At 72.1% G+C, this 15,091-nt stretch carries 11 protein-coding genes and 1 pseudogene; 5 read left to right on the forward strand and 7 right to left on the reverse strand.

The genetic code is table 11. The features are described 5' to 3' along the window. Window positions 1-700 precede the first annotated feature (700 nt). Window positions 701-1,693 (forward strand): tryptophan--tRNA ligase, encoded by a 993-nt coding sequence (trpS, locus tag IG84_RS0118725; RefSeq protein ID WP_031058379.1) that lies wholly within the window; start codon window positions 701-703, stop codon window positions 1,691-1,693. Between the two features lie 144 nt (window positions 1,694-1,837). On the opposite strand, the gene proC is transcribed toward trpS, so the two are convergent. The 4 genes and pseudogenes from proC to IG84_RS41845 form a co-directional block, all read right to left on the reverse strand. Next, entirely contained in the window at window positions 1,838-2,647 is an 810-nt protein-coding gene (gene proC, locus IG84_RS0118730) for a pyrroline-5-carboxylate reductase (RefSeq protein WP_031058382.1), read from the reverse strand. Between the two features lie 139 nt (window positions 2,648-2,786). Beyond that, entirely contained in the window at window positions 2,787-3,776 is a 990-nt protein-coding gene (locus IG84_RS0118735; protein WP_031058385.1) for a helix-turn-helix domain-containing protein, read from the reverse strand. A 67-nt stretch (window positions 3,777-3,843) separates the two neighbouring features. Further along, window positions 3,844-4,647 carry an ABC transporter permease gene (locus tag IG84_RS41840; RefSeq protein ID WP_051862005.1) on the reverse strand — a complete coding sequence of 268 codons (804 nt, stop codon included), beginning with the start codon at window positions 4,645-4,647 and terminating at the stop codon, window positions 3,844-3,846. Window positions 4,648-4,824: 177 nt separating this feature from the next. Next, a pseudogene (locus tag IG84_RS41845) lies at window positions 4,825-5,478 on the reverse strand (ABC transporter ATP-binding protein); the annotation flags it as partial. Window positions 5,479-5,777: 299 nt separating this feature from the next. Here IG84_RS41845 and IG84_RS0118745 point away from each other — a divergent pair. From IG84_RS0118745 to IG84_RS0118755, 3 genes are all read left to right on the forward strand, one after another. Then, window positions 5,778-6,215, forward strand: coding sequence for a hypothetical protein (locus IG84_RS0118745; protein ID WP_031058389.1), 438 nt, complete (start codon window positions 5,778-5,780; stop codon window positions 6,213-6,215). A 213-nt stretch (window positions 6,216-6,428) separates the two neighbouring features. Then, entirely contained in the window at window positions 6,429-8,102 is a 1,674-nt protein-coding gene (locus tag IG84_RS38070; RefSeq protein ID WP_063761816.1) for a SulP family inorganic anion transporter, read from the forward strand. Window positions 8,103-8,259: 157 nt separating this feature from the next. Continuing rightward, window positions 8,260-9,684, forward strand: coding sequence for a M1 family metallopeptidase (locus tag IG84_RS0118755; RefSeq protein ID WP_031058392.1), 1,425 nt, complete (start codon window positions 8,260-8,262; stop codon window positions 9,682-9,684). A gap of 19 nt (window positions 9,685-9,703) precedes the next feature. Here the strand turns inward: IG84_RS0118755 and IG84_RS0118760 are convergent, their stop codons facing one another. Both IG84_RS0118760 and IG84_RS0118765 read right to left on the reverse strand, forming a co-directional pair. Next, window positions 9,704-10,264, reverse strand: a complete 561-nt coding sequence (locus IG84_RS0118760) for a membrane protein (protein WP_031058394.1) — start codon at window positions 10,262-10,264, stop codon at window positions 9,704-9,706. A 90-nt stretch (window positions 10,265-10,354) separates the two neighbouring features. Further along, window positions 10,355-10,666 (reverse strand): SH3 domain-containing protein, encoded by a 312-nt coding sequence (locus IG84_RS0118765; RefSeq protein WP_031058395.1) that lies wholly within the window; start codon window positions 10,664-10,666, stop codon window positions 10,355-10,357. Window positions 10,667-10,816: 150 nt separating this feature from the next. On the opposite strand from IG84_RS0118765, the gene IG84_RS0118770 reads away from it, so the two are divergent. Continuing rightward, window positions 10,817-13,126, forward strand: coding sequence for a protein kinase domain-containing protein (locus IG84_RS0118770; RefSeq protein WP_031058398.1), 2,310 nt, complete (start codon window positions 10,817-10,819; stop codon window positions 13,124-13,126). 78 nt (window positions 13,127-13,204) lie between these two features. On the opposite strand, the gene ilvD is transcribed toward IG84_RS0118770, so the two are convergent. Then, window positions 13,205-15,058: a dihydroxy-acid dehydratase gene (ilvD, locus tag IG84_RS0118775; RefSeq protein WP_031058400.1), complete on the reverse strand. Its 1,854-nt coding sequence runs from the start codon at window positions 15,056-15,058 to the stop codon at window positions 13,205-13,207. Window positions 15,059-15,091 lie beyond the last annotated feature (33 nt).

Genomic DNA, 15,091 nt, shown 5'->3' on the forward strand with positions numbered 1-15,091 from the left:
TATCAGATCCTTGCGGGCCCGATTTTCGCCGGTGCGTTTCGGCCTTTCGGCTTCTTCGCGGTTCCAACCTTACCAGATCCTTTTCGGTGATCCGGCCCCTGTTGGAGCGGGGTTGCTTTCCGGTCCGGCCCTTTCGGGCTTTCCCTTTCGGCGTTTCCGACTTTACCAGATCCTCGTCCGGTCCGTTTCCAGTCCGAATTTGTTTCCGAGCCCTGTCGGCGGGCCCGCCGTGTCAGCGGCAGAATTTCTCTGTCGCGTTTCCGGCGTGTCCACTACTTTAGCGGTTTCCGCTGCCGGTTCATAATCGAGCCGGTCGGTTGAATTTCGGCATGCCGAAATTGTTCCCGAAGGAAGGCCGTGCAGTAATGGGTTGCCGCCGGGCGGCGTGAGTGGCTGCCGGGAGCTGGTTGGCTCCGTGGCAACTCGGAGGACACTACACGAGGCTCCGAGTTCGTTCAAACCCGTGCCTGGCGGCGGTCTGGACAGTACCGTGAGGGCCATGCATACGCGTGCGCTCGTACAGCAGTGGTGGCCCGCCTGACGGCGGCCGACCACAGCGCATGCATGATCACGGCCGCCGCCTCCGGCGGCCGTTCGCGTTTCTCCCTCCCGCAGCCGGCCGGTCGGATCGGTGCGGCGGTCTCCACGTACGCGATCGACTGACAGGTCGTGAGCGACCGAGCAGGCAAGGGGACCGGAAATGACGCGGATCTTCAGTGGTGTGCAGCCGACGGGGCACCTGACGCTGGGCAATTACCTCGGGGCGATGCGGCGCTGGGTCGCGGAGGACCAGTACCGGGCGGACGCGCTGTTCTGCGTGGTCGACCTGCATGCGCTGACCGTCGACCACGATCCGGCGCGGGTGCGGCGGCTCACTCGGCAGGCGGCGACGTTGTTGCTGGCCGCCGGGCTGGACCCCGAGCGGTGCACGGTATTCGTGCAGAGCCAGGTGGATGAGCACGCGCGGCTGTCGTACCTGATGGAGTGCACGGCCACGGACGGCGAGATGCGGCGCATGATCCAGTACAAGGAGAAGGCCGCGCGGGAGCGCGAGCGGGGCGGGAGCGTACGGCTGTCGCTGCTGACGTATCCGGCACTGATGGCGGCGGACATCCTGGCGTACGGGACGGATGAGGTGCCTGTGGGTGAGGACCAGGCGCAGCACGTGGAGCTCACACGGGCTCTGGCGGTCCGGTTCAACCAGCGGTACGGGCAGACGTTCGTGGTGCCGAGGGCGACGCTTCCGGCGGTGGCGGCGCGGGTGATGGATCTGCAGGAGCCGACGGTGAAGATGGGGAAGTCGCGTGCCCGGACGGCGGGGATCATCTATCTGCTGGATGAGCCGGAGGCGGTGCGCAAGAAGGTGATGCGGGCCGTCACGGATGCGGGCAGCGATGTCGTGTACGACCGGGAGGAGCGGCCCGGGATCGCGAATCTGCTGGATGTGCTGGCGGCGTGTACGGGTCGCGATCCGCGGGGGCTGGCGGAGGAATACGACTCTTACGGTGCGCTGAAGAAGGACACGGCTGAGGCGGTGGTGGAGGTGTTGCGGCCGGTGCGGGAGCGGCATGCGGGGTTGGCGGCGGATCCGTCTTATGTGGACGGGGTGCTGCGGGCCGGCGCGGAACGGGCGCGGGGGATGGCTCGGCCGCGGGTGGATGCGGCGTATCGGGCGGTGGGGTTGCTGGCGTAGCGCGGGCGCGTGGGTGGTGGGCGTAGCGGTGCTCGGCTTCCCGCCGGTGGGGGTGCCGCTGCGCCCACCCGTGCCGCCCTGCGGCACGATTGCCCGCAGCTAGGGGGGTAGAGGCGGCGCGGTTGTCCGCAGCGGTGGGGTGGGTCAGCCGTTGCCCGACGCCAGTTCGCGGCTGCGGTCTCGGGCTGCCTCCAGGGCGGCGATGAGGGCGGCGCGTACGCCGTGGTTCTCCAGCTCGCGGATGGCGTTGATGGTGGTGCCGGCCGGCGAGGTGACGTTTTCGCGCAGCTTGACCGGGTGCTCGCCGCTGTCGCGGAGCATCACGGCGGCGCCGATGGCGGCCTGCACGATCAGGTCGTGCGCCTTGTCGCGGGGCAGGCCGAGGAGGATGCCGGCGTCGGTCATGGCCTCGACGAGGAAGTAGAAGTAGGCCGGGCCGGAGCCGGAGAGTGCGGTGCAGGCGTCCTGCTGGCTCTCGGGGACGCGGAGCGTCTTGCCGACGCGGCCGAAGATCTCCTCGGCGTGGGCGAGGTGTTCGTCGGTGGCGTGGGTGCCGGCGGAGATGACGGACATGCCTTCGTCGACGAGGGCGGGGGTGTTCGGCATGACCCGTACGACGGCGGTGTCCGCGGCCAGCCGCTCCTCGAAGTAGGAGGTCGGGATGCCGGCGGCGCCGCTGATGACGAGGCGGTCGGCGGGGACGTGCGGGGCGAGCTCGTCCAGCAGCGTGCCCATGTCCTGCGGCTTGACCGTGAGGATGAGCGTGTCGGCGGCCTTGGCGGCCTCCGCGTTGCTGACGGTCTCGACGCCGTACTTCTCGCGGAGCTGGGCGGCGCGCTCGGGGCGGCGGGCGGTGACCAGGAGGTCGGACGGGGACCAGCCGCCGCGGATCATTCCGCTGAGGAGGGCTTCGCCGATCTTTCCTGTACCGAGTACTGCGACCTTCTGGGTCATGGTGCGGTTCACCTCTACGCTGCGCCGGGCCTGGGCCTTGTCCGTACGGTCATCGTCGCATCGGGCGGGGCGGGCGTGCGGGGGTGTTCCACGTTGTGGGCGAGTGGGCGGCCAGGGGCGGGGCCTGTGAGGGCTGTGGTTACTGGGACGGGAGCGGAGTCTTGGTGATGCGGAAGAGCTGGTTCGGGCGGGTGGCGCAAGGGGTGAGTACGGCCTCGGTGCCCGCAACGGCTTCCGCGGATTTCCCGGATTCACGGGATTTGGGGGTGGCGGGGGCATTGATGGTCAGGCAGCGGTGGGTGGCTTCTGCGCGGAAGGCGTAGGCGGTGCTGCCGTGGGTCGGCGCGTGCTCGGCGTGGAGGCGGGTGGCGCCGCCGCAGTCGTTCTGGGGTTCCAGCAGGCCGGCGGCGGGGCCCTCGTAGCGCGCAGCCAGGCAGCCCTTGCCCTGGTCGGGGCGGAACCATTCGATCCGGTACAGCCCGCCGCCCGCCGGGATCAGCCTGGTCCGCTGCGGGGCCACCTCGTCGCACGGCCGCTGCACGGCCACGAGGGAGTCGTACCGGCCGTCCGGGACGTGCCCGTCGGTCAGGCACAGGTCCGGAGCGCTCAGGGGGTGGAGGAGTACCGGGCCGGTGGGGAGGGGCGGGGCGGCGGTGCCCGGCGCCCGGTCGGAGGAGGCCGGCGTCCAGACGGTGGCGATGGTGAGGGCGGCGGCGGTCAGCAGGGCCGTGAGGGCAAGGAGGGCGGGGGTGCGTCGGGCTGCGCGCCATGCGGTGCGGAGACCTGGCTTCGGGGACGGTGGTGGCGGTGGGGACGGCGCTACCGGCGAGGGCGGCGTGCCGGTCCGGGAGCGGTCGGCGAGCAGGTTCCGGGCCCGGGCCCAGTCCGCGGCCCGGTCGCCTTCCCCGCAGGCCCGGACGAAGGCGGCCAGCAGTTCGGGGCGTGGCAGCGACCGGCCGGTCAGCGCGTTGGCCAGGGTGCTGCGCGGCAGGGGTTCGCCCTGGCCTGCGGCCTTCTCCTCGAGCTGGCGGTAGGTCAGGCCGGAGCGTTCCTTCAGGCGCCGCATCGCTTCGCTGAACTCGGCCGCATCCTGCGCCGCGTACGGCGCTGAGCCCTCCCCATTACCCATGGCGTCATAGTGCCCGGGACATGACGACTGGCCAATGGTCCCGTGGGTTCTGCTTGATTCCGTTGGATCAGCGCGTCCGGCGGCGGAGGGTGGCGGCGCCCAGGGAAAGCACCAGGAGGGCGCAGCCGGTGACGATCGCGGCGTCGCGGAGGAAGGCGCCGGTGGGGTCGGAATGGCGGAGTACTTCATTCATGGCGTCGACCGCGTACGACATCGGGAGGACGTCGGAAAGGCCGGAGAGTACCGGCTGCATTTCGTCGCGCGGGGTGAAGAGGCCGCAGAGCAGGAGCTGCGGCAAAAGGACCGCCGGCAGGAATTGGACGGCCTGGAATTCGGAGGCGGCGAAGGCCGAGACGAAGAGGCCGAGGGCGGTACCGAGGAGGGCGTCCAGGACGGCCACCAGGAGCAGGAGCCAGGGGGAGCCGGTGACGTCCAGGTCCAGCAGCCATACGGACAGGGCGGTGGCGAGCGCCGATTGGACGACGGCGAGCAGGCCGAAGGCGAGGGCGTAACCGGCGATCAGGTCGGTCTTGCCGAGCGGCATGGCGAGGAGGCGTTCGAGCGTGCCCGAGGTGCGTTCGCGCAGGGTGGCGATGGAGGTCACCAGGAACATCGTGATCATCGGGAAGATGCCGAGGAGCGAGGCGCCGGTGGCGTCGAACGTGCGGGGGTTGCCGTCGAAGACGTAGCGGAGCAGGGCGATCATCGCGCACGGGACGACGAGCATGAGGGCGATGGTGCGGGGGTCGTGACGGAGCTGGCGCAGGACGCGGGTGGTGGTGGCCGCGGTGCGGGATGCGGAGGCCGCGGGGTGCGCCGCGGGGGCGGGGTGCGGGTGGGCAGGAACGGCGTCACTGGACGCAGCAGGCACAGCCGCGGGAGCGTCAGCCGTGGCCTCGTCCACCAGCCTCAGGAAAGCCGCCTCCACCGACGGAGTCCCCGTGCGGGCGGTCAGTTCGTCCGGGGAGCCGTCCGCCAGGATGCGGCCCTCGCGCATGAGGAGGAGGCGGTCGCAGCGTTCGGCCTCGTCCATGACGTGGGAGGAGACGAGCAGCGTCACGCCGCGGTCGGTGGCGAGGGTGTGGAAGAGATTCCAGAGGTCGCGGCGGAGGACGGGGTCGAGGCCGACGGTCGGCTCGTCCAGTACCAGCAGTTCCGGGTCGCCGAGGAGCGCCACCGCGAGGGAGACGCGGCTGCGCTGGCCGCCGGAGAGGTTCCCGGCGAGTACGTCGGCGTGCGAGGCCAGGGCCACGTCGTCGATGGCGCGGTCGACGGCCGCCCGGCGCGCCGCGCGGGCGGTCCGCCCGGGGTGCAGGATCTCGGCGAAGTACGCGAGGTTCTGGCGGACGGTGAGGTCGTCGTACACGGACGGGGACTGGGTCACGTAACCGATCCGGGGGCGCAGCGACGCCTCGCCGGCGGGCCGGCCGAGGACGTCGAGCGTGCCGGTGACGTGTGCCTGGGTGCCGGCGATGGCGCGCATGAGCGTGGTCTTGCCGCAGCCGGAGGGGCCGAGGAGGCCGGTGACCTGGCCGCGCGGGACGTCGAAGGCGAGCGCGTCCAGGACGGTCCGGCCGCCGCGGACCACTGAGAGCCCGCGGGCGCGTACAGCGGGGAGGGCCGGGACGCCGGCTTTTCCGGCCTCGGTGGCCTCGCTCGTCCTGCCGGTCCCGCCGGTCTCACCGGACGCGTAATTCACCATGTGTTGAATATGCGCCTGTCCGGAACCGGGCGTCAACCCCCGCTCGCGGGGAACCTGCCGTGGGAGGCGGACGTTCGGTAAAGGTGCACGTTGTGTCACTGGCTGGGGCCGCCGAGCGTTCGACGGGTCCGGCGTGCGGTGGTTCGGGGCGTTCTCCGGCGGCCGCCGGAGCACTCGGAGAAGATCGTTCCGCTCCGATAACACCGCGTTAACCTGACGGTTACACGCCGACTTGCCCTGGGGCAGCCGTCTTTGGACACAATGGAATTGACTGTCCACGGGCGCCGGAGGAGGCGACGATGGGGAAGCCGGGTACCGCGATACGCCCTGCCCTGGCCATTCTCATTGCCGCACTGCTGGCCCTGCTGACCACGGCCGGCTTCGCCTTCGCGGAGCCCGCGCAGAACGGCACCGGGACACGGGCGGCCGCGTCCGCGAACGACGGCTCCATACCCGGCACACCGGCCGCGCCGGCCACCCCCGCCGCCGAGCCCAAGCACACCGCCATGAAGGGCGGGAGCGAGGGCGAGGTCGGCCCCGAGACCGCTCACCTCCGGCGGGCCGTCCGCATCTCTGCCGGACCGCCCACTCCCCCCGATCCGCGTGCCCTGTGCGTGTGCTGCCGCACCGTACCGGCGGACGAACACGAACCGACCGTTCCGCTCACCCGCGCGCACGCCAAATCACTGCAGAGAACCGGTCAAATACCCCTCACTCTCTGTGTTTTCCGCTGCTGAGGGATGTCAGAACGGGCTTCCCCCCTGCCCGCGCACCGCACCACACGGGCGTACCCGCCACAGCACGGCTGACCGGAACCGGCTCCTGACCGGTCCCGGTGTCGGCCGCTGACCTGGCGTACCCACGCCCGCTCGTACGGATCCAGCCATCCATCCGCAACAGCTCCTGCCTGCAGCACGCTCTGCCGGCGGGTACCAGCTGGAGGCATCCTCATGCGCAATTTCGTCCAACGGATCTCCCCCTCCCGTCTCGGCCCCCCGGGCGCCGACGGACCGCCGGGCGACCCCGCTCCCCGGCGCGGCACCTTCCGCGCGGACTTCACCGCCTCGCTCGTCGTCTTCCTCGTCGCCGTACCGCTCTGCGTCGGCGTCGCCGTGGCCTCCGGCGTACCCGCCGAACTCGGCCTGGTCACCGGCATCGTGGGCGGTCTGCTCACCGGCTTCCTGCCCGGCAGCAGCCTCCAGGTCAGCGGCCCGGCCGCGGGCCTGACCGTGCTCGTCTACGAGGCGGTGAAGGAGTACGGCGTCGGCGCGCTCGGCATCATCGTCCTCGTCGCCGGCCTGCTCCAACTGGCCATGGGCGCACTCAAGCTCGGCCGGTGGTTCCGCGCGATCTCGGTCGCGGTGGTGCAGGGCATGCTCGCCGGCATCGGTCTGGTACTGATCGCGGGTCAGGTGTACGCCCTCGCGGACGCGAAGGCGCCCGGCAGCGGCCTCGCCAACCTGGGCGGGCTGCCCGACCTGTTCATCGACACGGTCGGCTCGAACTCGGCCCTGGCCGCGCTCGCGATCGGCGTCGGCACGATCGCCGTCCTCGTCCTGTGGCCCCGCTGGAAGAAGGGCGCGAAGATCCTGCCCGCGCCGCTCGCCGCGGTCGCCCTCGCCACGCTCGCGGTCTTCGCGTTCGACCTGCCGGTCGCCCGCGTCGAGGTACAGGGCCTGCTGGGCGCCATCCAGCCGCCGGGCGCCGACGACTTCGCGCGCGTCGCGCAGTTCGGCGTCATCGGTACGGTGCTCGCCTTCACGCTCATCGCGTCCGCCGAGTCGCTGTTCAGCGCGGCGGCCGTGGACCGGCTGCACGACGGGCCGAAGACGGACTACGACAAGGAGCTGATGGCCCAGGGCGCGGGCAACGCGGTCTGCGGTGTGCTCGGCGCGCTGCCGATGACCGCGGTCATCGTGCGCAGCTCCGCCAATGTGTCGGCCGGCGCGAAGACCAAGCTCTCCCGCATCCTGCACGGCGTCTGGCTGCTGGTGTTCGCTGCGGCCTTCCCGGCCGCGCTGGGCGTCATCCCGGTGGCGGCGCTGGCCGGTGTCCTGGTGCACGCGGGCTGGAAGCTGATGCCGCTGAAGGAGATCCGTCCGCTGTGGCGTGAACACCGTGGCGAGGCCATCGTGCTCGCGACGACCGCCATCGCCATCGTGGTCACCAACATGTTCGAAGGCGTCCTGATCGGTCTGCTCATGGCGGTCGCGAAGACCGCCTGGGAGACCTCGCACGTGCACCTGGAGGTGTCCGGCGACGGCGTCGACGGTGGTCCCGGCAGCCAGGCCCACAGCCTCGTGGTGGCCAAGTCGGTGCAGGGCGGCGGTTCCGTCGCGGCCCCGGTACTCGACGAAGCGGAGCCCGCGACCGCCACGGCGGCGGGACCGGTCCGCGTACGCGCCGTCGGCAACGCCACCTTCCTGCGGCTGCCGCGCCTCCTCGACCAGTTGGAGGCGCTGCCCGCCGACCGCGAGATCCAGCTCGACCTCTCGGGCCTGCGTCACCTCGACCACGCCTGCGAGGCGGCGCTCCTCGGCTGGGCCGAGCAGCGCCGCCGTGAGCTGACCGAACCGGCCGGTGTGAGCATCGACCACATGCCGGTGCGCGGGGCCGTCTCCTGACCCGCCACCGCTGAAGCAGGGCCCTCGACGGCCCTCGTCCTGGGTCGTCCCCCTGGTGGCGGAACGCGTTCCCGCCGCCAGGGGGATACAGGAATCCGTATGACCTCATAAGGTCAGCGCAACCTCTCCTGTCCCCCACACCACCCCAGGACTCTCCGTGAAACGCCGGCCCCTGCGCGCCTGCGGCGCGACCGCCGCCCTGTCCGTGGCCCTTCTGCTGTCCGCCTGCACCCACGACCTCGCGGCCGGCCCCGCCGGTACCACGGCCGTGGACGGCCGGGACACGCTCGGCGACCCGCTCTTCCCCGCCCTCGGCAACGGCGGCTACGACGTACGCCATTACGCGCTCGGCCTGGACTACGACGTCCGGCACGGCAGCCTCGACGCCACCGCCCGCCTCACCGCGAAGACACGGCAGCGGATGGCCTCCTTCTCCCTCGACCTGCACGGCCTGAAGGTGACGGGCGTTCAGGTGGACGGCGAGCGGGCGGAGTTCTCCCGCCGGGGCGACAAGCTGCGGGTCCGGCCCGCGAGCGCGCTGCCGAAGGGGCGCGCCTTCCGGACGACGATCGCGTACGAGGGGCACCCGACGGACTTCGCCGACCCCGACGGGTCGAAGGAGGGCTGGGTCCGCACGGCGGACGGGGCGTTCGTGGTGGGCGAGCCGGCCGGGTCGCAGACCTGGTTCCCCGGCAATCACCACCCGAGCGACAAGGCCACGTACGACATCACGGTCACCGTCCCCAAGGGCTACACCGCCGTCGCCAACGGTGAGTTGAAGGAGCGCGCGGCGGCGAAGGGCGGGGCGGCGCGGACCTTCCGCTGGCACAGCGGGGAGCCGATGGCGTCCTACCTCGCGACCGCCACCATCGGGAAGTTCCGCGTGCGCACCGGCCGTACGAAGCAGGGCGTGCCGCTGTACGTGGCCGTGGACCCGAAGGAGGCGGCGAAGAGCGCCGGGCCGCTCGCGCGCCTGCCGGAGATCGTGAGCTGGGAGAGCAAGGTCTTCGGTCCGTACCCCTTCTCCTCCGCCGGGGCCATCGTCGACCACCCGCCCCGGAGCGTCGACTACGCCCTGGAGACGCAGACCAAGCCGATCTACTCCGGGGCGCCGGACGAGGTGACCGTGGTGCACGAGACGGCGCACCAGTGGTTCGGCGACTCGGTGACGCCCAAGACCTGGCAGGACATCTGGCTCAATGAGGGCTTCGCGACGTACGCGGAGTGGCTGTGGGCGGAGCGCGACGGGGGCAGGTCACCGCAGCAGCAGTTCGACGCGCGCTACCGGCTGCCCGCGGGCGACCCGCTGTGGGACTTCCCGCCCGGCCGCCCGGGCAAGGCCGAGAACGTGATGGACACCCCGGTGTACGAGCGCGGCGCGATGGTCCTCCAGCAGTTGCGGAACGCGGTCGGCGACCGGACGTTCTTCCGCATCCTGAAGGAGTGGCCCGCCGCGCACCGGCACGGCAACGCCGGGTCGAAGGACTTCATCGCCTTCTGCGAGCAGCACGCGCACAAGGACCTGACGGGTCTGTTCGACGCCTGGCTGTACGGGGAGGGGAAGCCGGGCCGGACGTACTGACCGCTCACCGCTGGGGCGGTCAGCGGCGCTTCTTGCCCTTGGAGCCGGCCTTGGCGCCGCCCTTCGCGCCCTGTTTGCGGGCCGCGGGGTTGCCCGTACGGGCGGTGCGCCGACGGGCGTGGCGCTCGCGGGCCGCCTCGTACTCCGCGCGGTGCAGCTTCTCGCCGGGCGCCTCGACGATCGCGCGGCAGAAGTAGGCCAGCAGCGAGCCGATGAAACCGATCAGCATCAGGCTCTGCGCGGACTTCTCGGCCTTCTCGGCCGCGCGGTCGGCAGCCGGCTCGCGGCGCCGGACGAACCCCTCCCACGTACGGCGGAAGGCGAGCGCGCTGCACACCGCGAAGCAGACCACGATCAGGACGTTCACCAGCGAGCCGACCTCGGCGACGGCCAGGCCCTCGAAGGCGAAGCGCAGTACGAAGGCGCCGAGCGCGGCGAGCACGAGCGCGCCGAGGGCCACGCCCGCGCGGCGCAGCGCGTAGCCGCCGTCGTGGTGGACCCAGGTCGTGCCGAAGAACCGGATGGCGACCGGCTCGGGGCCGGCCGGCTCGTCGGCCGGGCGCTTGTGCTCGTCGCTCATGCCTCGATTATCCCCGGCGGCCCCTCGGGCGGGCCCGCGCCCCGTCCGGCGGCCGGCCCGTCCGTCGGCCCGCGTCCCCGCCTTCGGCGGTCAGCTCGTGCAGCGCTGGGCGACGAAGCCGTCGCTCCCGGTCTGCACGTACGCGTCCGAGACGTACTCGCCGCTGCCGATGCAGTCCCAGATGTCGCTGCTGCCGTACGGGCCGCTGACCCGCTCGCCGTGGCGCTGGCAGCGGATCGGCACCGAGGAGCCGGCCTGGAGCGTGCGGACGACCGCGGCGCTGGTGCTCGGGCCGCTGCGGACGTTGAGGCGGTAGCCCGGCGCGACGGGATAGCTGCGGTAGGCCGCGACGGTGCCGGCCGCTTCGGCCGCGCTCTCGGCGGTGTTCTCCTGTGTGCTCATGGCGCACTCCCCCCGTGAAATGTCATGTGAATACGGGGCTCAGGCTAGCAAGCCGTACCCGGGCCGTAACCGGCGTCCACCGGGTATCCACTAGGCTCCGAGCGTCGCATCTGCGGCCGATTGCGCGGCCGAATACACGGGGGTGGGGAGATGCCGCCGCTGCGGAGTTCCGGCGCCGGACCGGAAGCGGAACATCCGGAATACGCGGGGAACTACCGGCTGGAAATGCCGCTCGGTTCGGGCGGTATGGGCGTGGTGCACCTGGCGCGTTCGGCGTCCGGGCTGCGGCTCGCGGTGAAGGTCGTGCACGCGGAATTCGCCCAGGACCCGGAGTTCCGGGGCCGGTTCAGGCAGGAGGTGGCGGCCGCGCGGCGGGTCAGCGGGGCTTTCACGGCGCCGGTCGTGGACGCCGACCCCGACAGTGAGCGGCCGTGGATGGCGACGCTCTACATTCCCGGGCCCACGCTTTCCGCGCATGTGAAACGGAACGGCCCGCTACCGCTGGACGAGGTACGGAAACTGGGCGCCGGACTGGCGGAAGCGCTGCGCGACATCCACCGCGCCGGCGTGGTGCACCGCGATCTGAAGCCGAGCAATGTCCTGCTGGCGGCGGACGGCCCGAAAGTCATCGATTTCGGCATTTCGCGACCGTCCGACAGCGAAATGCGGACGGAAACCGGCAAATTGATCGGGACGCCGCCTTTCATGGCGCCCGAACAGTTCCAGCGGCCGCGGGAAGTCGGCCCCGCGGCGGATGTGTTCGCGCTGGGTTCGGTCCTGGTGCACGCGGCGACCGGCAGCGGCCCTTTCGATTCGGAGAGCCCGTATCTCGTCGCGTACCAGGTCGTGCACGACGAGGCGGATCTCGCGGGCGTGCCGGAGGAGCTGGCGCCGCTGCTGCGGAGCTGCCTGGCGAAAGACCCGGCGGACCGCCCGACGCCGAGCCAGCTCATGGCCCGGCTCCGCGTCGACCTCCCGACGGAGCTGCACCTGGAGCCGTTGAACGCGCCGGCGGCCGCCGTGCTCGCGGCGCCCGCCACGGGTTCCGGCCCCGCGACGGACCCGTCCGTGGGCCCGGAGTCGCTCCTGGAGCCCGACTCGACGCTCGACGGGCCCGAACCGCGGACCTGGGACGCACCCGCGCCGCGCATACCGTCCCAGCGCGGGCCCGCCGAGGCCGTGCCCACCCACGTGCGCGCGAGGCCGCCCGCAGCCCCGGCCGACGTCCCCACGCCCCGCAGCCGCCGCCGTTGGGCGGTCTGGGCGGCGGTCGCGGCCGTCGTCGTCGGCGGGGGCGGCTTCCTCGGCGTACGGGCGCTGCTCCCGGAGGACGGCCCGGTGCGGCAGTCCGGCCGTACGGAAGCGGCGGAGCCGTTCCACCCCTGGCGCACGGCACTGCTCGAACGTTCCGCCGGGCACCCCGCCGAGATGCCGTTCTGCTCCTTCGCGCCAAAGGGCGCAGCGTCCGCGCCCGCGCTCTTCTGTACCCAGCGCGGCGTACGGGCCGCTCGCCTGGACCCGGAGCACGGCGCGGTGAAGTGGCGGCTGCCCTCGGGGCCCGCCTCCGACACCGACCTGCCGCCCGCCGCGCCCATGCTCTCCGGCGGTCTGCTGTACGCCCTGTCCCCCGACGGCAAGCGGCTGGACGCCTTCGATCCGGCGGCGGACGGCAAGGGCGCCCGCCGCTGGAGCAGGGACGTCTCCGCGTACCACGGGCAGGTCGCCGTCGTGGGCGACGCGGTGCTGCTCACCGCGGCGGACGGAACCGTGACCGCGCTGGACAGCCGGACGCACGAGCAGCGGTGGAGCCGCCCGTTCCCCGGGCACGCGCTGCCCCGCTTCCACGCGTACGGAGCGGCCACCGGCACCGCGTACACGGTCACCGCGCAGAACGGCGGCCACACCCTCGTCACCGCGGTCGGCCTCGCGCACGGCACGGTCCGCTGGGAGAAGCGGCTGCCCGGGACGCTCACTCCGGCCGGGACCGGCAGCGGCGGCGCACTCTTCCTGACCTCGGCGGCGCTGGACTCCCGCACCAAGGCGGTAGTGCGGTACAACCCCGGCAGCCGCGCGGTGCGGACGTACCGGCTGGCGGCGCCGCTGGACGACGCGCTCGCCACCGTGCGGGACGACACGGTCTATCTGCTCGCCTACGGGGGCACGCTGCAGGCCGTCGGCGCGCGGACGTGGTCGGTGGAGACCTCGGTCAGCCGTGGCTCGCAGCCGGTGGTGGACGGCGACCGGCTGTACTTCAGCGCCGCCGACGGGCGGCTGCTGGCCGTGCACACCCGGCGCGGGGCGCTGCTGGGGCAGACCCGGCCGCGGCTGGCCACGGGGCGCGGCGGCTTCCTGGAGACCGTGCCGGCGCCGGTGGTCGACCCGGGCACGCGCCGGATCTTCGGGTCGGCGCCGGACGGCACGGTCTTCGGAGTGGACGCGGAGGACCCGGGCCGCTGGTAGCGGAGGAGGTGCGTACGTACGCGAAGGACCCCGGCCGCTGGCAGCGGGCCGGGGTCCTCGATGTCGCTGGTGCGGTGGTCAGCCGAGCTTGCTGACGTCCCGGACCGCGCCCTTGTCGGCGCTGGTGGCCATCGCCGCGTACGCGCGCAGCGCCTGCGAGACCTTGCGCTCGCGGTTCTTCGGCGCGTACACGCCGCCCAGCGCCTCGCGGCGGGCGGTCAGCGTGGCCTCGTCCACGGCCAGCTCGATCGTGCGGGACGGGATGTCGATCTTGATTAGGTCGCCGTCCTCGACGAGCGCGATGGTGCCGCCGGAGGCCGCCTCGGGGGAGGCGTGGCCGATCGACAGGCCCGACGTACCGCCGGAGAAGCGGCCGTCGGTGACCAGCGCGCACGCCTTGCCGAGGCCCCGGCCCTTGAGGAAGGAGGTCGGGTACAGCATTTCCTGCATGCCCGGGCCGCCCTTGGGGCCCTCGTACCGGATGACGACCACGTCGCCCTCCTTGACCTGCTTGTTCAGGATGCGCTCGACGGCCTCCTCCTGGGACTCGCAGACCACCGCGGGGCCCTCGAAGACCAGGATCGACTCGTCGACGCCCGCGGTCTTCACCACGCAGCCGTCCTCGGCGAGGTTGCCGCGCAGCACCGCCAGGCCGCCGTCCTTGGAGTAGGCGTGCTCCAGGGAACGGATGCAGCCGTTCTCCGCGTCGGTGTCGAGCGAGTCCCAGCGCTCGGACTGCGAGAAGGCGGTCGCCGAGCGCTTGCAGCCGGGCGCCGCGTGGAACAGCTCGACCGCCTCCGGGGAGGGCGAGCCGCCGCGGATGTCCCACTCCTTGAGCCAGTCGGCCAGGGAGGCGGAGTGCACGGAGGACACGTCCTCGTTGAGCAGCCCGGCACGGTACATCTCGCCCAGGATGGCCGGGATGCCGCCCGCGCGGTGCACGTCCTCCATGTAGTACGTGCCCTGCGGCGCGACGTTCGGCGCGACCTTGGACAGGCAGGGGACGCGGCGGGAGACCTCGTCGATGTCGGTCAGGCCGAAGTCCTGGCCCGCCTCCTGGGCGGCGGCCAGCAGGTGCAGGATCGTGTTGGTCGAGCCGCCCATGGCGATGTCCAGCGCCATGGCGTTCTCGAAGGCCGCGCGGGAGGCGACGTTACGGGGCAGGACGGTCTCGTCGTCCTGCTCGTAGTGGCGCTTGGTGATCTCCACGACCGTGCGGCCGGCGTTCTCGTACAGCGCCCGGCGGGCGGTGTGGGTGGCGAGCACGGAGCCGTTGCCCGGCAGGGCCAGGCCCATGGCCTCGGTCAGGCAGTTCATCGAGTTGGCGGTGAACATGCCGGAACAGGAGCCGCAGGTCGGGCAGGCGTTGTTCTCGATCCGGAGGATGTCCTCGTCGGAGACGTTCTCGTTGACCGCGTCGGAGATCGCGTCGACCAGGTCGAGCTTGCGGACCGTGCCGTTGACCAGGGTCGCCCGGCCGGCCTCCATGGGGCCGCCGGAGACGAAGACCGTCGGGATGTTCAGCCGCATCGCGGCCATCAGCATGCCCGGGGTGATCTTGTCGCAGTTGGAGATGCAGATCAGCGCGTCCGCGCAGTGCGCCTCGACCATGTACTCGACCGAGTCGGCGATCAGGTCGCGGGAGGGCAGCGAGTAGAGCATGCCGCCGTGGCCCATCGCGATGCCGTCGTCCACGGCGATGGTGTTGAACTCCCGGGCGATGCCGCCCGCCTCCTGGATCGCCTCGGAGACGATCCGGCCGACCGGCGCGAGGTGGGTGTGGCCCGGCACGAACTCGGTGAAGCTGTTGGCCACCGCGATGATCGGCTTCCGGCCGATGTCCGCGCCCGCTACGCCCGATGCCTGCATAAGGGCACGGGCACCCGCCATGTTGCGGCCGTGGGTAACGGTGCGGGACCTCAGCTCAGGCACGATGGTCACTCCCTTGGGGTTCGTCGGACTCGC

Origin of the sequence: Streptomyces ochraceiscleroticus (assembly GCF_000720485.1) — a bacterium.
Classification (GTDB): domain Bacteria; phylum Actinomycetota; class Actinomycetes; order Streptomycetales; family Streptomycetaceae; genus Streptomyces; species Streptomyces ochraceiscleroticus.